Here is an 18,190-nt window from a genome sequence, read left to right as displayed (position 1 = left end):
GTCAATTATTGATCTAGTGGTCAGGATAGCCCAAGATGCCGAGCAACGCCCGCGCCGCCGCGTCCAGCTCGGTGAGCGGCAGCTCGGCCGGCCGCGCCAGCTGCATGGCGGCGGGCAGTCCGGCCTCGGCGAGCAGTGCCCGTGCCTCGTTCTTGCTCAGCTGCCGTCCGGCCGCTCTGCATCCGGTGATCAGGGCCTCCCGCAGGGCGTTGGCGGCCACCGCCCCGGTTCGCTTCGCCAGTTCGGCCGCTGCCGCGGCAACGGGGGAACCGCCGCCCTCGGCACGGCGGGTGACCACCGCGACCCTGCCGTCGAACTGCCGGACCTCGAGCCGGTATCCGGCCCGGATCAGCCGGTCGAGATGTGGATGCCCGGCCAGGGTGTCCTGAGCTCCGGCGGGTGCCGCCACGGTGAGCTCCCTTCCCGGCCCGCACAGCAGCACCCGCGGCAGCTGGCCCGCGAAGCCCGCCGTGAGGTCGAGCCATACCGCGCTGGACATCGCCCGCTTGCGCACGCCCGGGGCCTCCCCGGTGAGGGTGGCCAGGTAGTCCGGCACCGGCACCGCGGGATGCCGCCCCCAGCCCTCGCCGACGGTCAACTCCTCGCCGGTGCCCTGCTGCCCGCCGATCAGCCCGGCTGGCAGCCGGTCCGCCGACTCCAGCGAGCTCGCGCCGTGGCTGTAGATCCTGAGCCTGCCGTCCTCCGCGCCGGGTTGCTTCCAAGCATGCTTGGTGGGCCGGCACAGGTACAGCGAGCTGGCCGAGCCCAGCGCCTCGGCGCCCTGGTAGGTGTTGAACCGGGGCAGCACCGCCTCCAGCATCAGGCCGAGCCGGGTCAGCGCGCGCTGCACCTGGAAGCTCAGCTCGACCTGCCGTTCCCCGCTGCCGTAGCAGATCGCCATCCGGGCCCAGCCACTGCGGCGCAGCCCCTCCAGCCCGCGCCTTGCGAACAGCCCGATGCCGTCCGCCGTGTAGGGCGGGTCGGTGAACACCAGGTCGGCGCCGTCCCGGACCGGTTCGGGCAGCCCGAGCCGTAGATCGGCGAACCAGGTACGGACGTCCAGCGCCGCCCGCCGCGCGTGCTCGCCGAGCACCCCGAGCACCGTGTCGTCCACATCCACCACAGTGACCTGGACCGAGGGCAGCAGCGCGGCCACCGCCAGCCCGGTCAGGTCCCGGTCGCCGAGCACCAGCAGCCGGTGCCCCGCGAGGTGAAAACGCTCGGTCAGCCACAACGCCCTGTGCACCACCGTGTCCACCGTGGCGGGCACATGGTCCAGGTCGCGGCGGGGCGCGGGGAGGTCGGCCCGCGCGGCCGCGAGGACCGTACGCAGCCGCTCCTCGGTCCCCCGGTCCGGCCGGGTGAGCACCGGGCGCAGCTGGTCCGGCGCGGCCAGGAAGTCCGGGTCCAGCCGGACCGCGCGATCCTCGGCCGATACGGCCGAACCGAGCAGTCCGAGCACCTGCTTGACCCCTTCGCGAGAGACGCCGGAACGGGCAACCAGCTCGGCCATCCGGTGCGATCCGCCGTCGGCGAGCTGTTCCAGTACCCCTAGGGCAAGTGGCAGGTCGATCCCCCAATAACGCTCGATGCCGCTGCGCAACTCGGCCGGGTTCGTCGTCACCGGCGCACTGTACATCCGGGCGATCCCTGATCCTCCCGCCCGCACGCTGCGGTAGAACGTGAGGTATGCGAAAGCACACAGCCACCCCTCGGGGGCTCGCGGCCATCGCGCTCGCCGTCACCACGGTCATGACCACGGTTTCCGGAGTCGCCGCGGGCGAACCGGCCGCCGGGGAGACGGAACTGCGGGAGGCGTCGGGGCGCGGACTCGCGGCGAACATCCGCTACACCGAGTACGGGATCCCGCATATCAAGGCGGCCAACTTCGCCGGGCTCGGCTATGGGTACGGTTTCGCCGCCGCCAAGGACAACATCTGCGTGCTGGCGGACACTTATCTGACCGTCGACGCGCAGCGCTCCCGCTACCTCGGGCCGGACGCACCCGGCAACCGCGCCTTCGGGTCGGCGCGCACCAGCCTGAGCAGCGACCTGTACTTCCAGCAGGTCATCGACTCCGGGGTGGTCGAGCGCGCGCTCGCCGAACCACCACCGGCAGGCCCGCGGGCCGAGGTGCGCGACATCATCCGCGGGTACGTCGCGGGCTACAACCGCTACCTGCGCGACACCGGCGTCTCCGGCATCTCGGACCCGGCATGCCGCGACGCCGAATGGGTCCGCCCGATCACCGAGATCGACGTGTACCGCCACTTCTACGCGGTCGCCACGATCAGCGGGCAGGGTCAGATGATCGACGGCATCACCTCGGCAGCACCACCGGGCCCCGGCCAGGGCTCGGCCGGCGCCGAACCGGCGATCCCTGCCGATATCGCGGACCGGGTGCGCCGTGCCATGGGGCGGCAGGACATGGGTAGCAACGCGATCGCCGTCGGCAGGGACGGTACGCGCAACCGAAAGGGCCTGCTGCTGGGCAACCCGCACTACCCCTGGCACGGCGGCAGGCGGTTCTGGCAGTCCCAGATGACCGTGCCGGGCAAGCTCAACGTCAGCGGCGGCAGCCTGCTCGGCCTGCCACTGGTGCAGATCGGCTTCAACCGCGACGTGGCGTGGAGCCACACGGTCGCCACTCCGCGAACGTTCGGCCTCTACCAGGTCGACCTCGTGCCCGGCGAGCCGACGACCTACCTTGTCGACGGCCGCGCGGAGCGGATGACAAGCCGCACGGTCTCCGTCGAGGTCCGCGGGCCGGACGGCTCGCTGGACACCGTCGAGCGCACCCTCTACTCGACCCGCTACGGGCCGGTGCTGTCCCCCACTCGCAACCTCCCGCTGCCATGGACCGAGACCGGCGCCTACACCATCCGCGACGCCAACCACGGCAACCTGCGCGGCCTGAACACCTGGTTCGAGCTCGGCAGGGCGCGCAGCACCCGCGAGGTCCAGCGGGTGCTGGCCAGGACCCAGGGGGTGCCGTGGGTCAACACGGTGGCCGCCGACCGGCAGGGCCACGCGCTCTACGCCGACGTCCAGGTCGTCCCGCATGTGACGGACGAGCTGGCGCGGCGGTGCAGCACCCCGCTCGGCTCGCGGATCTTCCCGGCGACCGGCATCCCGGTGCTCGAAGGGTCCAGGGGTGAATGCGCGTGGGGCAACGACCCGGACGCACTGGTGCCCGGCATCTTCGGTCCGAGCCGGATGCCGGTGCTGAACCGGACCGACTACGTCGCGAACTCCAACGACAGCGCCTGGCTATCGAACCCGCGGCAGCCGATCACCGGCTATCCGCGGATCATGGGTGATATCGGCACCGAGCGCGGGCCGCGCACCCGGATGGGGATCACCGCGGTCGAGCAGCAACTCGCCAGCGGCCGGTTCTCCCGCAAGGACATGCAGGACCTGCTGTTCGACGACCGCAGCTGGGCAGGCACCCAGGCGGCGGCCGACACCGCCAGGATGTGCGCGGACTTCCCCAGCGGCAAGGCACCGACCTCCGGCGGTGGCACTGTCGAGGTCGGCAGCGCCTGCACCGCACTGTCCGAATGGGACCAGCGGATGGCCGCGGACAGCCGCGGTGGCCTGCTGTTCGAACGGTACTGGCTGAAGATCGCCCGGCTGCGCGAGAAGTGGCGGGTTCCGTTCGACCCGGCCGATCCGGTCGCGACACCGAACACGCTGAACACCGGTGACCCGCGAGTGCGGCAGGCACTGGGTGACGCCATCGCCGAGCTACGGGCGGCGGGGATCGAACCGGACGCGCCGCTCGGCGAAAACCACTACGTGGTGCGAAACGGCGACCGGATCCCGGTCCACGGTGGGCACGGCGACCAGGGTGTGCTCAACATGATCGTCCCCACCTGGGACCCGGAAAAGGGCAACACCGAGGTGGAGCACGGGTCGAGCCATATCCAGGCGGTCTCCTTCTCCAGGGGGCACTGCCCGGACGCGGCCACTCTGCTGACCTACTCGCAGTCCAGCGATCCGAGCTCACCGCACTACGCCGACCAGACCCGGCTGTTCGCCGATGGCAGGTGGGTACGGTCCAGGTTCTGCGAGTGGGAGATCTGGACCTCGCCCGAGCTGCGGCTGGTGCGCCTGCGCGAGCGCTGACCTGAAAGCCTGTTCAGCTGGCGGGCCCCTGGTCCGGGGACCAGAGCCGCTCGGCCCGTGCCTTCAGCGCACGGGCCACGGCGTCGAACCCTTCCTTGACCCAGGGGCCCGCCTGCCGCATCACCTGCCCCGCGTGCTCGCCGCTGAAGGTGTCGGTGGTGCGGTAGCTACAGCGGCGCGGCCCAAGAGACTCGATCCACTGGTCGCGGACCGCGAAGATGCCGGGCAGCTCATCCCCGGTGTCGTAACGCAGGTGGTGTGGCGGGTCGACGACCCGGATGTACTCGCGGTTCACGAAGGTGCCAGCCGAGCCGTCCATGGCGGGCACGGTGAGATCGATCCGGTCCCCGATCCGCAGGGTGGTCTCCGCGCGCACCGTATACGGGTTCCATTCCGGGTAGCGCGGGTAGTCGACCAGCACCTCCCACACGAACCGGGCCGGTGCCTCGATCTCCACCGTGACGGACTCGACGATCTGCGACTCGCTCATGACGGCATGTACTCCCCACCGTTGACGTCCAGGGTCGCCCCGGTGATCTCGGAGGCGTAGCGAGACAGCAGGAACAGCACCGCACCGGCGCAGGCCTCGTCCGGTGGGATCCGGCCGAGTGGCTTGTCCCCGGCGATCTCCCGGTAGACCTCCTGCTCGGTGACGCCCCGCTGCTCCGCGGTCATCCGCAGGTAGAACCGGACCCCCGGACCGTCGAGCCAGCCCATCAGCGCCTGGTTGGCGCGGATGCCGTGCTCGCCGAGTTCCAGTGCGAGCGAGCGGGTCGCCGCCCCCATCGCCGCCTTGGCCGCCGCGTACCCGCCGTCCCCGCGCATCGGCTTGCGGGTGGTCATCGTGCCGATGTTGACGATCGAGCCGCGGCCGGCCGCCTTCATCCCCGGCACCACCGCGCGGGTCACGTTGAGCGCGCCGAACAGGATGATGTCCATCGAGCGGCGGAGCGCCTTCTCCGGTGCGTCCAGCAGGTCGGCGAAACCGGGATGCCCGTAGGCCGAGTTGACCAGCCCGGTAATCGGGCCGAACCGCTCGGTGGCGGCGTCCACCAGCCGGTTCACCTCCTCCGGCTTGCGGACATCGCAGGCAACGCCGAGGGCCTCCCCGCCCGCCTCGGTGATCCGCTCCTTCTCCCGGTCCATCACCTCGGTCGAGCGCGCCGCCATGACGACCTTCGCGCCCTCGGCCGCGGCGCGGGTGGCCAACCGGGCGCCCAGGCCCGGCCCGACCCCCGTGACGAGCACGACCTCGCCGTCGAGCATCACAGGTACACCTCCGTATAGGCTGCGAAATCCCGTTCGAGTTGCGCGCGGGACAACCCGAAGTCCTCAGCGGTGTAGGAGTGCGCGGCGTCGCGTTCCCGCCGGTCACGGTCCAGATAGGATTCGAACGCGGCGTCGTCCGCCCCGTCCGGGGCGAGGTCCAGCGCGTCGAGCACCCGGCGAGCCTGACCGGCGGGCTCGGCTACCATCGCGTCGAACCGGACATCCACGAACCGGTGTGGTCGCCGCGCGCGCACCGCGGTGAACTCGCGCAGGGTGGTGGCGAACCGGTCGCTCCAGTACCGGCCGATCGCCACCGGGTCGACGGAATCGCTGTACTGGGCGGACATCGCGCGCACCATCGAGGCGTAGGAAGGGACCGCACGTACCGGTGACCGGTGGGTCATCACGATCCGGCTGCCGTCGAAAGTGTCCAGTACGGTATCCACCGCGGTCAGATGGTGCGGTGACTTCAGCACCCATCGGCTGCCCGCGCGGCCGGGATCCTGCCATTGCAACACCTGCAGCCACTGGCGCAGCTCGTCGTAGGCCTTGCCCTGGTCCGCCGACCGCAACCAGTCCCCGTAACCGGGTACCCGGTAGAAGGAGTCGAAGCTCATCGAGGTGAACGTCCGATCCAGCAGGATCACGTCCTCCTCCGGCGCGTCCCAGGTCACGGTGTGGATGTCGCCGAAGTCGGGCGAGAGCTCGAGGAAGGCCGCCATCCGTTGCCGGGCGCGGTCCTTGCGCTCGGCCGCGTCCGGTCCCTCGCCGGGGAACGGGACCGGGTACGAGGTCTCCCAGGACAGCGTGGAGGTCAGCTTCGGTGCGGCGGACAGCAGCCGGTGCAGCAGCGTGGACCCGGTACGTGGCAGGCCGCAGATGACCGCGGCGACGACCGGCTCCACGTCGAGGATCTCCGGATGCTCGCGTTGCAGGGCGCGCAGCCGCAGGCGATCAGCCAGCAGGGCGATGAGCCTGCGCCGCGTCAGCTCGTGCCCGAGTTCGGACAGGCGCGCCTGCTCGTTCAACGCGGCCACCAGCACTCCGAGCGGCTCGAGGAACCAGTCGTCGCCGAACTCGAACAGCCCGGTCTTGTCCCGCGCGGAGGCCAGCAGCAGGTCCACGTCCAGCGGTGCGGTCGTCGCGGTCACGTGTTCTCCTTGTCGGTGAGCGAGTCCAGTGCGACCACCCGGCAATCCGGGATGGGATGGGACTGCGCGCCGAGCCAGCGCAGGAGCGCGGTTCCGCTGCCGTGCCCGCAGGTGTCGATCCAGTTGCCGAAGCCGGGATCGCGGTCGGCCACCACGATGGTCAGCCGGCCGCCGGCGAGAACGGCGGTGTGCTTGTTGACCGTGATCCGGCGCCGGTGCTCCAGTGACTCCATCCACCAGTTGTCCAGCTGGAAGTTCCAGTACGGGCAGTCGGGCACCTCGGTCTCGATCACCCAGGCCTCGCCGGGGCGCAACGTCCAGTAGCCGTGCAGGTAGTAGATCTCCGGGTCACCACCGGCCCGTTGGAACATGTTCTGGCCGAAGTCCGCGAGCTCGTTGGGCCTCGCCATGAACAACTCGGTCCACTGGGCGAAGGTCGCAGCGGTGCCGTGCACGGACAGCGCGGCCCGCCGCAGCGCCCTGGCCAGGAACTCCGGGGTGAGCTCGGCCGGCTCCGCGGGGCCACCGATCCGCTCGATCGCCCACCGTCCCGGCGTCTCCGTGCTGCGATCGAGGTAGGTCTGCCGCACCACGAGGCCGGTGGAGTCGGGCGCGAGCGGGAGCCAGTTGCGCCCCTGCTCGGTCGCGCTGGCGATGATCTCGATGGTCCCGTCCGGCTCCGCGACCAGCTCGCTGCCGTTCAGCTCGCCGGTGGAGGCCATGGTGCCGTCCTTGGCGTACCGGTTGGCCTTGGAACCGATGCTGAAGTACGCGATCGTGCCGCGCCGGCCGGTGATCCGGTAGCTGCGGTCACCGCGGATGTTCGCCGAGAGGTAGACGTTGTCCGGGTTGTCCGCGCCGATCTTGACCAGATCCAGCTCGTGCAGCCGCGGGAAGTCCGGGTCGGCGTTGTCCACGCAGGAGTAGAGCATCTCCCTGGTGAGGCGGCTCAGGTAGCGGAAGCCCTCGGCGCGGTCAAGCGGGGTGTCCGGCGCGGCGTCCCGGAGCACCTCCCGCCCCGCCCGCTCCAGCCCCAGGCAGAACTCGGACCATGCCTCGGCCAGCTCGGTCACGCGACCTCCTCCGGGTAGAACACGTTCTACATCCAAGCCTACCCGAAACTGGACAATGTTCAATACGTGTCCAGCACGCCGAGTCCACGCAGCGTCCCGAGCACCTCCTCGGCCGCCTGCTCCGGACTCGATCGCGTGGTGTCCAGGCGCAGCTCGGGTTCGGCTGGTGGCTCGTAGGGAGAGTCGATGCCGGTGAAGTTGACCAGTTCGCCCCGCCGCGCCCTGGCGTACAGGCCCTTCGGGTCCCGCCGCTCGGCCGTCTCCAGCGGGGTGTCCACGTACACCTCGCAGAACTCTCCCGCCTCGACAAGGCCACGCGCGAGCGCGCGCTCCGCCCCGAACGGGGAGATGAACGACACCAGCACGATCAGGCCTGCCTGCACCATCAGCGCGGCCACCTCGGCGATCCGGCGGATGTTCTCCACCCGGTCGGCCTCGGTGAATCCGAGGTCCGAGTTCAACCCGTGCCGGACGTTGTCGCCGTCCAGCAGGAAGGTGTGCGCACCGAGCCCGTGCAGCCGCCGTTCCACCAGGTCCGCGATGGTGGACTTGCCCGCGCCGGACAGCCCGGTGAACCACACCACGCAAGGTCGATGGCCGTTGCGCGTGGTCCGGGCCCGCTTGTCCACGGTGACGGCTTGCCAGCGCACGTTGGCCGAACGGCGCAGCGCGAAGTCGATCATCCCGGCGCCGACCGTCCGGTTGCTCACCCGGTCCAGCACGATGAACGAACCGAGGTCGCGGTCGAGCCGGTACGGCTGGTAGGCCACCGGCTCGTCGATGCGGACGTTCACCACGCAGATCTCACCCGACCGCAACGTCCTCGCCGCCTCCTTGGCCTGGGTTCGCACGTCGATCCGGTGCTTGGGACGTTCCGCGGTGAACCCGACCGTGCGGGCACCGAACTTGGCCAGATACCGGCGCCCGGGTAGCATCTCGTGCTCGTCCAGCCAGACGAGGTGCGCCTGGAACGCGTCGGCCGCCTCGACCCCGGTGCCCACGGCCAGCACGCTACCCCTGCTGACGTCCAGCTCGTCGGCGAGCACCACGGTCACCGCCGAGCCACCTACCGCCTCCGCGAGCTCGCCGTCCATGGTCACGATCCGTTCCACAACGGACTCCTGCTCGCCGGGTCGTACCCTGACCCGATCCCCCTGGCGGAGCGTCCCACCCAGCACCCGCCCGGAGAAGCCACGGAACGAGCCGTCCGGCCGGTTCACCCACTGCACGAGCAGGTGTGCCGGGCCGGCGGGCGAGCCGTCGTGCGCCTCCGCCGACTCGAGCCACTCGAGCAAGGACTGCCCTTCATACCAGGGCGTCCGCACGCTGCGGGTGACCACATTGGTCCCTTCGACGGCGGATATCGGGATGCAGGCCACCTCGGTGATGCCCAGCTCGGCGGCGAACGCCCGGTACTCCGCACTGATCCGCTCGAACACCTCTCGCGAGTAGCCCACGAGGTCGAGCTTGTTCACCGCCAGTACGATCTGCCGGATGCCCAGCAGGGCGACCAGATTGGTATGCCGGTAGGTCTGGCTGAGCAGGCCCTTGCGGGCGTCGAGCAGGATCACCGCCGCGTCGGCCGTGGACGCGCCGGTGACCATGTTGCGGGTGTACTGCTCATGGCCGGGTGTGTCCGCGACGATGAACCGGCGACGCTCGGTGGTGAAGAACCGGTACGCCACATCGATGGTGATCCCCTGCTCGCGTTCGGCGGCAAGACCGTCCACCAGCAGCGCGAAGTCCGGTTCGGCACCCCTGGTGCCATGTCGCCGCGAGTCGGCGGCCAGGGTGTCGAGCTGGTCGGTGTGCAGCAGCCCGGACTCGTACAGCAGCCTGCCGATCAGCGTGCTCTTGCCGTCGTCGACGCTGCCGCAGGTGAGGAAACGCAGCAGGTCGGCACGGTCCTCGGGGTTTCGACCGGGAGGCAGGGTGTTCGGCCGCGTCATCAGAAGTAGCCCTCCTGCTTCTTACGTTCCATCGAGCCGGAGCGGTCCCGGTCGATGACCCTGCCCTGCCGTTCGGAGGTGGTGGCCGTCCGCATCTCGGCGACGACCTCCGGTACCGTGCGGGCCTGGCTCGGCACGGCGCCGGTCAGCGGGTAGCAACCCAGCGTGCGGAACCGGACCGTGCGCGGCTCGGGTACCTCGCCCTCGGCGAGTGGCATCCGGTCGTCGTCCACCATGATCAACACTCCGTCCCGCTCCACCACCGGTCGCTCGGCGGCGAAGTACAGCGGCACGATCGGGATGTGCTCGCGCTGGATGTAGCGCCACACGTCGAGTTCGGTCCAGTTGGACAGCGGGAAGACCCGGATGCTCTCGCCCGGCCCGATCCGGGTGTTGTACAGCCGCCACAGCTCGGGGCGTTGGTCCTTCGGGTCCCACCGGTGCTGCGCGGTGCGGAAGGAGAACACCCGTTCCTTGGCGCGGGAAGCCTCCTCGTCTCGGCGCGCGCCGCCGAAGGCGAGATCGAACCGGTGCTCCTCCATCGCCTGGCGCAGGCCCTGGGTCTTCCACAGGTCCGTGTGCCTCGCCGAGCCGTGGTCGAACGGGTTGATGCCCTCGGCGAGGCAGTCCGGGTTGCGGTGCACGATGAGTTCGAGGCCGAGCCGCCGCGCCGTCTCGTCCCGGAAGGCGATCATCTCGCGAAACTTCCAGGTGGTGTCCACGTGCAGCAGGGGGAACGGCGGCGGGCTCGGGTAGAACGCCTTGCGTGCCAGGTGCAGCAGCACCGAGCTGTCCTTGCCGATCGAGTAGAGCAGCACCGGCCGCTCGCTCTCGGCGACCGCCTCGCGGAAGATGTCGATACTGTCGGCTTCCAGCCGGTCGAGGTAGCTGAGCATCACTACCTCGACGCCGCCAGCTCCGCGAGTATCCGCTCGGCCGGTTCCCGCCGGCACACCAGCAGGTCGGGCAGGCGGGGGTCGTGGTTGTTGTAGCTCAGCGGGCTGCCGTCCAGCCGGGAGGTGTGCAACCCGGCTGCCCTGGCGATGGCCACCGGCGCGGCGGAGTCCCATTCGTACTGGCCGCCGCCATGCAGGTAGGCCTCGACCTCCCCGCGGACCACCGCCATCACCTTGAAACCCGCGCTGCCCATCGGCACCAGCTCACCGCCCACCGCCGAGGCCACCCGCCTGGCCTGCGCGGGCGGGCGGGTCCTGCTCACCGCGATACGGAGCCGTCCCGGCGGCGGTGCCGGTGGTGACAGGTCGTCGCCGGTGGCGTAGACAAGGTCGAGCGCGGGCAGCGCGACCGCGGCCGCCGCCAGGTCGCCCGCCTGCCACAACGCGACATGGACCGCCCAGTCGACCCGGCCCGGTTCGCCGAACTCCACGGTGCCGTCCAGCGGGTCGATGATCCATACCCGCTCGGCGGCCAGCCTGGCGGGATCGTCGACCGCCTCCTCGGACAGCACGGCATCCGCCGGCCGGTGCGTCCGCAGTTCCCCGGCAAGATAGTCCTGTGCCGCACGGTCGCCCCGCGCGCCGAGGTCGGCTCGGTCGCCTTCCCCGTGCCGCAGGCGTGCCAGCAGTGCGCCGGCCTCGGCGGCGATCCGGCGAGCCAGCGCCGAGTCGTTGTTCGTCATGGGATAACGGTAGCGGCGAACTGAACAATGTCCAATACCTGAACTGAACAATGTTCACCCCTGCTGTAGGCTGGGTTCATGGCTCAGACGCACGAGCAGCTCGGCACCGCGTGGGGGGACACCGAAGGCCGCAGGCGAGACATCCTGGCCTCCGCGGAGGGCCTGCTCGAGGAGTCCGGCTACGCGGCGCTGACCATCCGGGCGATCGCCGCGGGCGCGGGCGTCAGCTCCGGCACCGTCTACCAGTACTTCGACGGCAAGGAGGAGGTCTTCGTCGCGCTCACCGCCCGCGGGCTCGAACAGGTGCGGGCGACGCTGGCCGAGGTGGATCGCGAGCTGGGTATCGCTGGGGTGTTGCGGGAGGTCCTCCCGCAGATCACCGAGTTGTGGCGCAAGCTCGGTCGCTCGGCACCGCAGTGGGAGGCGAAGGTGCTGGCGAGCGGCAGGCGGAACAAGGGGGTCGTGACCTCGGCGACGTTGTACCGGAACACCCTACGGACCCTCGACCGAACCCTGCACGAGACGGCAGAAGCATGCGGGCAGACCCTGCTCGAGGACCCGGCCGTGCCGCACTGGGTGTGGGACGCCCTCATCGGTGTCGCCGATGACCTGCTGCTCGGCGGCTCCCGGCAGGGCCGCGTCCCGCGCAGGCGCTTCGTGCGGTTCGCCACCGAGGCCATCGAGCGCGGCATCGTGGTGTAGGAGCTACCGATCCCCTGCCCACGCGCGGTACTCGGTCGCGGCGAGCGCGAGGAGCAGCAGGCCGACGGTTCCGGCGGCCCACAGCGGCGAGGGGATGGCCACCGGCGCCAGCACGACCGACACGGCACAGCCCGGGTAGCGGGCCCGCACCCAACCGGCCGGGTGCTGCCGGGAAGGAAGCACGCAGACCAGCCAGATCGAGGCCACCGCCACCGCCACCGCGAGCGCCAGCGGGTGGGCCGCCCACCGCTGGATCCCACCGGCTCCCGCGCCACCGGAGACGACGCCCTCGGCGAGAAACCGGGCACCGGCACCGACCGCGCCGACGGCACCCACGATCAGGAAGTGCCCGTACTCCCACAGCCTCGGCGACGGGCCGGCCGCGAGCCGGGCGTGCGGCAGCGCGTGGTAGAGCCAGAGCAGGCATCCGACCAGGCCGACGGCCAGCACGGCGACCAGCGCCAGCGGCCCGCGGGCCGCGTCCTCGGCGACGGCCTGCTGGATGGCGTAGATGGCCGCGGCGACCACCTGCGCCGCGACGGTCAGGGTGAAACGACCGTACCGCCCCGCGAGGTGGCCGGGGTTGGTCGGCATGCGGCCGGCCCGCTGCGCCCACGCCGGTACGGCGAACTCGGCCGCGGCGAGCAGGAGGAACACGGGTAACAGCCACTCCCCCGGCAGGGCCAGCCTGCCCAGCCAGCCGGCCTGCACCACCAGCAGCCCCGCCGCGTACCGCAGGCAGGTGGACCTCCTGGCGGGATCTCCGGCCGCGGCCCGCGCCCACTGCGCGGCCAGCGGCAGCCGCATGACGGCGTAGCCGATGGTGATGACCGTGAAGTCCTGCTCGGCGGCGGCGCCGGGTACGCCGGCCGCCAGTACGCAGGCGCCGATGACCTGCAGCGTGGTCACCAGCCAGGTCACGCCGTCGCCGGTGTCGTAGGCCGACATCAACCAGCTGAAGTTCAGCCAGGCCCACCAGATGGCGAAGAACGCCATCGCGAAGGCCAGCGTGGCCTCGGCCCACCCCGTGCCGCGCAGGGTGTCCGCGAACTGGATGGCCGCCGCCCCCGAGGCCGCCGCGAAGGCCAGGTCGAACAGCAACTCCAGCGGGGTCTGGCCGCGCGCCTCCCGTGGATCACGCGCCCGCATGGGCCGGTAGAGCGGGGCGGTCACCCCTGCCCTTGCCCCGCTTCGGCGCGAGTGGCGAAGACCGCCAGCCCGAGCATGCACAGGGTGGCCAGTCCCGCCAGCGCCAGCGGGGTGAGCAGGTGCGTGGTACCCGCCAGCACGGCCAGTGCCACCAGCAGCCCGATCACTACCACCCGCGACCAGGCGAGCGCCCCGGAGCGGGCGTAGCTGTAGAGCAGGTTGCCCAGCAGGTACAGCACGGGGCCGCCGGTGACACAGCCGATCACGGCGGCGTCCAGGTGCCCGGTCGGATGCATGGTGATCTGCTCGATCGAGACCGCGACCACGATCGCACCGGCGATCATGATCCCGTGCGCGTAGGCGAACGCCGAACGAGCGATGGCGGTCTGCTGTTCGCCTTCGGGGTCCTCCTCCCGTTCGCCGCCGGAGGGAACGGCGAAGTAGTTCCACCACAACAGCACCAGGCCGACGAAACCGATCAGGGTCGCGGTGACCACGGGTGCCGTCAACTCCAGGTCGGTCAGGGTGAATCCCATGATCAGGATGGACTCACCGAGGGCGATGATGAACACCAGCCGGTTCCGCTCGGCGAGGTGCTCGCGGTGCAGCGGCCAGGTACTCATCGGTGCCGACCCGAAACCGGGGATGGTGAAGTTGACCATCGGCGCGGCATAGTCGATCACCACCGCCAGCGCCCACAGCCACAGCTGGTGGTCCGGCAGGAACCCGCCGAGCAGCCAGCAGACCCCGGCGAGGGCGCTGTAGGCCAGCAACCGGGCGTAGTTCGCGCCCAGACGAAGACCGCGGCAGGCCCAGACCATGAACGCACTGCGCACGAGCTGCAGGCAGAGGTACGAGCCGGCGAACAGCAGCGCCTCGTCGTCGAATGCCGCGGGCAGGGAAACCGACATCCCCAGGCTGGCCAGCATCAGCACCGCCAGGAGGATCCGGACCAGGACGTTGTCCGGATTGAGCCAGTTCATCGCCCAGGCCGTGTAGTTCCACCCCCACCACACGGCCAGGAACAGGATCGCCACCTGCAGGGCCCCGATGCCGCTCAGGTGCGCGGCCAGGAAGTGGGAAAGCTGGATGACGGCGAACACGTAGACGAGATCGAAGAACAGCTCGATCGCGCCGACCTCTGGCGCTTTACCCGATTTCCGATCCCGAAGCACGGTGCTGACGGGGCTGCGAGAGTGCATGCTGGCAGGCTAGGTCAGGGAACGGGCATCCGCGCACAGGACACGGCGCGGCAGGATCCCCCGATCGGGGGGCCGGTGGAACGGGTTCATCGAGGGTTATTCAGAACGACCCAGCGACCGCGGGCCGACAGGCCCGTGCGAGCGGCCGTTGCAGGTCGCCACACTGACGACGCGCATTGCAGACCTGAATAACCCGACCGCGGAACAAGACACATCGTCCCGCGGCGGGGACAGGGCGACGACGACCGCGTGTTCCGGAGGGCTATGTCGTGCCGTGTCCTGCTATGTCCTGCTATGTCCTGCCGTCGAAGGGTTTCCGTCTCGGCTTCGGCGCGGAGGTACCGGCCTCGCCGGTCCCGCCGCGCCTGCCCGGAGGACCCATCGTCCGCAACACGGCCTCGACCTGTTCGGCCTCGGGAACCCGGAGCCGCCGATAGAGTGTCAGCGCTTGGCAGAGATGGTCGATGGCTTCGCCCGAGTCGGAGTTGCGCGCCCGGCAGCGACCGATACCTTCCAGCGCACGCCCTTGCTCCAGCGGTACGGAACTCTCGCGGGCCAGTTCCAACGCATGCGTGTAGTGGGTCTCCGGGTCGCCGGCGTACGGCCAGCAGAAGCCGAGCACGCCGAGGTTGTTCAGGGTTTCCGCCTGCCCTTCCCGGTCGGAGACGACGCTGAAGTGCGCGTGGGAGAGCGTGAGATCCTCGAACGCCCCGTTGAAGTCTCCCAACGTGCAACGCAGCGCCCCGAGCGCCGTGACCGCCCTGGCCTCGCCGTGGGTGTCCCCGAACCGCTCGTAGATCGCACGCGCGCGGGAAAGATCGCTCCATGCGGAGCGGTAGTCGCCGCCGGTGTGACGCAACCTTCCTTGCGCGGTCAGTGCCTTGGCCATCCCACGCTCGTCGCCGAGTCGCTGGAACATCCGCGTGGCGAGCAGGAGCGACTCCGCCGCCTCGTCGTACCGGCCGGCCAGGTGGTGCGCCCGTCCGATATGGATCAATGTGTTCGCCTCGCCGTACTGTTCACCGAGCCGGGCGTACAACGCGCGGGCACGGGTCAGGGTCGCCAGCGCGGCCGCGTACTTTCCCGTCGTGCCTTGCACGATTCCCAGGTTGTTGAGTGCCTTCGCCTCACCGAGCGAGTCACCCAGCGCCACGGCCAGGTCGTGGGCGTGGTGGAAGTTCCGGGTTGCTTCCGTGTACCGGGAGGACGCCATTTCCAGAGCTGCCATACTGTTGATGCTCCGGGCCTGTCCGAACGTGTTACCGCTGTCGGCGTACAGGACGTGAGCCCGCCGATGGCTCACCATGGAGGCTCGATAGTTCCCGGTCTCGTACAGCACGGCACCGAGGGCGTTCAGCGTGTTGGCCTCGCCGAGGGTGTCACCGAGGTCGTGGTGCAGGCGGTGGGCGCGGCGCAGGTTCGCCACGGCGGCAGGGTAGTTGCGGGTGATGTGTTCCAGCCGCCCGAGATCGGTCAGCACGTTGGCCACGCCCAGTCGTTCGTCCGCCTCCGCGAAGAGCCCGTGGGCGGCCCGGAGGCTCTCCGCGGCCGCGGTGAGGTCGTTCGTCATGTACTGCATGTAGCCGAGGTTGTTCAGGGTGGCCGCCTCGCCGATCCGGTCCCCGCTCGCGCGGGCGGCGCGGAGTGCCGCCCGGTGCACGGTGACGGCGTGGTCCCAGTGTCCGTGCAGGAGCAGGAACGAGTGGAGGGTGACCGCCAGGCGGATGGCGTGCCGGAAACGGGAGTTGTCCGCGGCGTACTCCACGCACCTGCTGAGGCTGAGCCGTTCGGCCATCAGCCACTCCAGCGCAAGGCCCTCCGAGCTCAGGTCGGGCGCGTGGTCGGTCGGCGCGGTCGTCATCGGGTACACCACCGCCGCGCAGCGCGGAACCCGGGCAGCGGCCACGATCGTCGTATGCAGGTAGTAGTCGAGCAGCCGGTCGACGGCCCAGCGGCGTTCGGCGGCGGGCTCCTTGGCCGCCAGGGTTCCCGCGTAGTCCCGGATCAGGTCGTGCAGCCGGTAGCGGCCGGGCGCCGCCTCCTCGAGGAGGTGGTGCAGGTACAGCGCCTCCAGCCGCCGGCCCGCCGTGTCGAGATCGCTACCGTCGAGCGCGGCCGCCGCGTACACGTCCATCTCGTCGCCCGGGTACAACCCCAGCCGGCGGAACAGGCGACGCTCGTCCGGCGCGAGGTCACGATACGAAAGGTCGAAGGCCGCGGCGACGGCGAGGTCCTCGGTATGCAGCCCGGCGAGCCGGTCCTGCGCGGTACACAACTGGCCGATCAGGTACCGCACCGTCCAGCACGGATGGCTGCGCAGCCGCCCCGCGGTCAGCGCGACGGCGAGCGGGAGGCACCCGCAGAGCCGCACCAGCTCGGTCACGGCGTCCGGTTCGTGCCTGCTCGCGCCCGTGCGCGCGAGCCGGAGCAACATCTCGGCCGCCTCGCCCGGTGACAGTACGCCGAGGGACAGCGAACGGATGTCCTCCGGCGCGGTCAGCCGCCGCCTGCTGGTGACGAGCACCAGGCACTCGCCCGCCCCGGGGAAGAGGGGCCGGAGCTGCTCGTAACCCGCGACGTCATCGAGCAGGAGCAGGACCCGCTTGCCGGTCAGGCGGTCGCGCCACATCTGGACCCGGTCCTCCAACCGGGTGGGGATCTGCTGCGCGGCGACACCGAGGGCCAGCAGCAGGGAGCCGAGGGCGGCCAGCGGATCCAGCGGGGCCTTGGCGGGGGTGTGCCCGTGCAACTCGAGAAAGAGCTGACCGTCCGGGAAACGATCGGCCAGCAGGTGAGCGAGGTGCACCGCGAACGCCGTCTTGCCGACCCCTGGCATGCCTTCGACGGCGTAGATGGGCAGGCCGCCCGCGCGCCTCCGGTCCGCGTCGACCGCGTCGACCAGCTCACCGAGCTCACCCTCCCTGCCGGTGAAGGACGAGATGTCCCTGGGAAGGGTCGCCATCCTGGCCGCGGTGGTGCGCAACGCGGGGGCGGATGAGGAGTTCGGCGGGAGTACCCGCCCACGACCGAGTGCCGGCCCCGGCGGCACCGGCCCGGCCCGCAGGACGTCCACGAGCTCGGCCACACCGGGCGCGGTGAGCTCGGAGATCCGGTAGTGATCGGCGCAGTGCGGCTGGAGGAACAGCGGGATGTCCTCGACCGAGCGGCCCGGCAGCACCATCGGCAGGATCCTCGGCATCCAGACCGGCCGGTTGGCGTGCAACAGATCACGGAGCAGCGCGGCCTCGGTCTGCACGCCACGATGCTGATCGGCCGCCGCCAGCCCGTCGCCGGCCTCGCGGTAGCGCGGCGAAGCAACCACGACGACGAAATCGGACTGGGTGATGCATCGCATCGCCCACGTGTACCAGTCGCGACGTCCATGACCGGCCCACTGGTCGAGCCTGACCTCGATGCCGTGCCGCGTCAGCAGGCCGCTGAACTCCAGCACCTGTTCCTTGTGCGTCGCCGAGTCGTGCGCATAGGAAACGAACACCTCGGGCGCTCGCTCAGGAATGTCGTCGCCGGCAGCGCACGACGTTTCCGTTGAGTCCATCCAGACTTCCTCCACAACTGAGCCGAGCCGATCCGATCGGCACGACATCAGCAATAAAGATCACGATTCCGGCAAAGTTGAAAACTGTCCGATTGTCGGTGAACCCCGGATGCTCGGACGCCCTACCGTGCCGACATCCCCCTCTTCGTCGCGACGGCTACGCTACCCGCCGCAACCGGGCATCCACTGTAAGGGGTACCCATTCCGCGATCGGTGCACAGAGCACACCCGCTCAGTTCGCGGTGTGCCGCGCGCACAGTGAGGTTATTTCAGAACGGCCCAGCGACCGCGGGCCGTCAGGCCCGTGCGGGAGGTTGTCGCAGTTCATGGCGGTGGTGGCGCACGCTATCGGCCCGAGTAACCCGACTTTGA

13 protein-coding genes are annotated in these 18,190 nt (G+C 70.4%); 2 read left to right on the top strand and 11 right to left on the bottom strand.

Features of this window, described 5'->3' with window-relative positions:
- Nucleotides 1-13: 13 nt before the first annotated feature.
- Nucleotides 14-1,624 carry a bis-aminopropyl spermidine synthase family protein gene (locus tag FB471_RS25435; RefSeq protein ID WP_170220934.1) on the bottom strand — a complete coding sequence of 537 codons (1,611 nt, stop codon included), beginning with the start codon at nt 1,622-1,624 and terminating at the stop codon, nt 14-16.
- A gap of 65 nt (nt 1,625-1,689) precedes the next feature.
- Here FB471_RS25435 and FB471_RS25430 point away from each other — a divergent pair, with 65 nt between their 5' ends.
- Nucleotides 1,690-4,128: a penicillin acylase family protein gene (locus tag FB471_RS25430; RefSeq protein WP_142000862.1), complete on the top strand. Its 2,439-nt coding sequence runs from the start codon at nt 1,690-1,692 to the stop codon at nt 4,126-4,128.
- 13 nt (nt 4,129-4,141) lie between these two features.
- Here FB471_RS25430 and FB471_RS25425 read toward each other — a convergent pair whose 3' ends face one another.
- The 7 genes from FB471_RS25425 to FB471_RS34640 are packed head-to-tail and all read right to left on the bottom strand — an operon-like array spanning nt 4,142 to nt 11,209.
- Nucleotides 4,142-4,618 (bottom strand): SRPBCC domain-containing protein, encoded by a 477-nt coding sequence (locus tag FB471_RS25425; protein WP_142000861.1) that lies wholly within the window; start codon nt 4,616-4,618, stop codon nt 4,142-4,144.
- Complete coding sequence (locus FB471_RS25420; RefSeq protein ID WP_142000860.1) at nt 4,615-5,394, bottom strand: SDR family oxidoreductase; 780 nt, start codon at nt 5,392-5,394, stop codon at nt 4,615-4,617. The genes FB471_RS25425 and FB471_RS25420 overlap by 4 nt, the downstream gene beginning before the upstream one ends.
- Nucleotides 5,394-6,548: a sulfotransferase family protein gene (locus FB471_RS25415; protein ID WP_170220933.1), complete on the bottom strand. Its 1,155-nt coding sequence runs from the start codon at nt 6,546-6,548 to the stop codon at nt 5,394-5,396. The genes FB471_RS25420 and FB471_RS25415 overlap by 1 nt, the downstream gene beginning before the upstream one ends.
- A complete protein-coding gene (locus FB471_RS25410) occupies nt 6,545-7,621 on the bottom strand; it encodes a DUF1214 domain-containing protein (RefSeq protein ID WP_142000858.1) in 1,077 nt (358 codons plus the stop codon). The genes FB471_RS25415 and FB471_RS25410 overlap by 4 nt, the downstream gene beginning before the upstream one ends.
- A 59-nt stretch (nt 7,622-7,680) precedes the next feature.
- A complete protein-coding gene (gene cysC / locus FB471_RS25405) occupies nt 7,681-9,570 on the bottom strand; it encodes an adenylyl-sulfate kinase (protein ID WP_142000857.1) in 1,890 nt (629 codons plus the stop codon).
- Nucleotides 9,570-10,466, bottom strand: a complete 897-nt coding sequence (gene cysD, locus FB471_RS25400) for a sulfate adenylyltransferase subunit CysD (RefSeq protein WP_246076580.1) — start codon at nt 10,464-10,466, stop codon at nt 9,570-9,572. The genes cysC and cysD overlap by 1 nt, the downstream gene beginning before the upstream one ends.
- A 2-nt stretch (nt 10,467-10,468) precedes the next feature.
- Nucleotides 10,469-11,209, bottom strand: a complete 741-nt coding sequence (locus FB471_RS34640; protein ID WP_142000855.1) for an inositol monophosphatase family protein — start codon at nt 11,207-11,209, stop codon at nt 10,469-10,471.
- A 78-nt stretch (nt 11,210-11,287) separates the two neighbouring features.
- Between FB471_RS34640 and FB471_RS25390 the strand changes: the two genes are divergently transcribed.
- Entirely contained in the window at nt 11,288-11,911 is a 624-nt protein-coding gene (locus tag FB471_RS25390; protein ID WP_142000854.1) for a TetR/AcrR family transcriptional regulator, read from the top strand.
- A gap of 3 nt (nt 11,912-11,914) precedes the next feature.
- Here FB471_RS25390 and FB471_RS25385 read toward each other — a convergent pair whose 3' ends face one another.
- The 3 genes from FB471_RS25385 to FB471_RS25375 all read right to left on the bottom strand — a co-directional run bounded on the left by FB471_RS25385 (nt 11,915) and on the right by FB471_RS25375 (nt 17,818).
- Complete coding sequence (locus tag FB471_RS25385) at nt 11,915-13,084, bottom strand: low temperature requirement protein A (protein WP_142000853.1); 1,170 nt, start codon at nt 13,082-13,084, stop codon at nt 11,915-11,917.
- A complete protein-coding gene (locus tag FB471_RS25380) occupies nt 13,081-14,262 on the bottom strand; it encodes a low temperature requirement protein A (RefSeq protein ID WP_142000852.1) in 1,182 nt (393 codons plus the stop codon). Before FB471_RS25380 ends, FB471_RS25385 begins: the two co-directional genes overlap by 4 nt.
- Before the next feature lie 292 nt (nt 14,263-14,554).
- Entirely contained in the window at nt 14,555-17,818 is a 3,264-nt protein-coding gene (locus FB471_RS25375) for an ATP-binding protein (RefSeq protein WP_170220931.1), read from the bottom strand.
- Nucleotides 17,819-18,190 lie beyond the last annotated feature (372 nt).

Source organism: Amycolatopsis cihanbeyliensis, from assembly GCF_006715045.1.
Lineage (GTDB): Bacteria > Actinomycetota > Actinomycetes > Mycobacteriales > Pseudonocardiaceae > Amycolatopsis > Amycolatopsis cihanbeyliensis.
This window is presented reverse-complemented; position numbering and strand designations above follow the sequence as displayed.

Bases quoted from the DNA above. Each gene is read 5' to 3' on its own strand.
- FB471_RS25430 (WP_142000862.1), top strand. From the start codon at position 1,690: ATGCGAAAGCACACAGCCACCCCTCGGGGGCTCGCGGCCATCGCGCTC.
- FB471_RS25425 (WP_142000861.1), bottom strand. From the start codon at position 4,618: ATGAGCGAGTCGCAGATCGTCGAGTCCGTCACGGTGGAGATCGAGGCA.
- FB471_RS25420 (WP_142000860.1), bottom strand. From the start codon at position 5,394: ATGCTCGACGGCGAGGTCGTGCTCGTCACGGGGGTCGGGCCGGGCCTG.
- cysC (WP_142000857.1), bottom strand. From the start codon at position 9,570: ATGACGCGGCCGAACACCCTGCCTCCCGGTCGAAACCCCGAGGACCGT.
- cysD (WP_246076580.1), bottom strand. From the start codon at position 10,466: ATGCTCAGCTACCTCGACCGGCTGGAAGCCGACAGTATCGACATCTTC.
- FB471_RS34640 (WP_142000855.1), bottom strand. From the start codon at position 11,209: ATGACGAACAACGACTCGGCGCTGGCTCGCCGGATCGCCGCCGAGGCC.
- FB471_RS25390 (WP_142000854.1), top strand. From the start codon at position 11,288: ATGGCTCAGACGCACGAGCAGCTCGGCACCGCGTGGGGGGACACCGAA.
- FB471_RS25380 (WP_142000852.1), bottom strand. From the start codon at position 14,262: ATGCACTCTCGCAGCCCCGTCAGCACCGTGCTTCGGGATCGGAAATCG.
- FB471_RS25375 (WP_170220931.1), bottom strand. From the start codon at position 17,818: ATGGACTCAACGGAAACGTCGTGCGCTGCCGGCGACGACATTCCTGAG.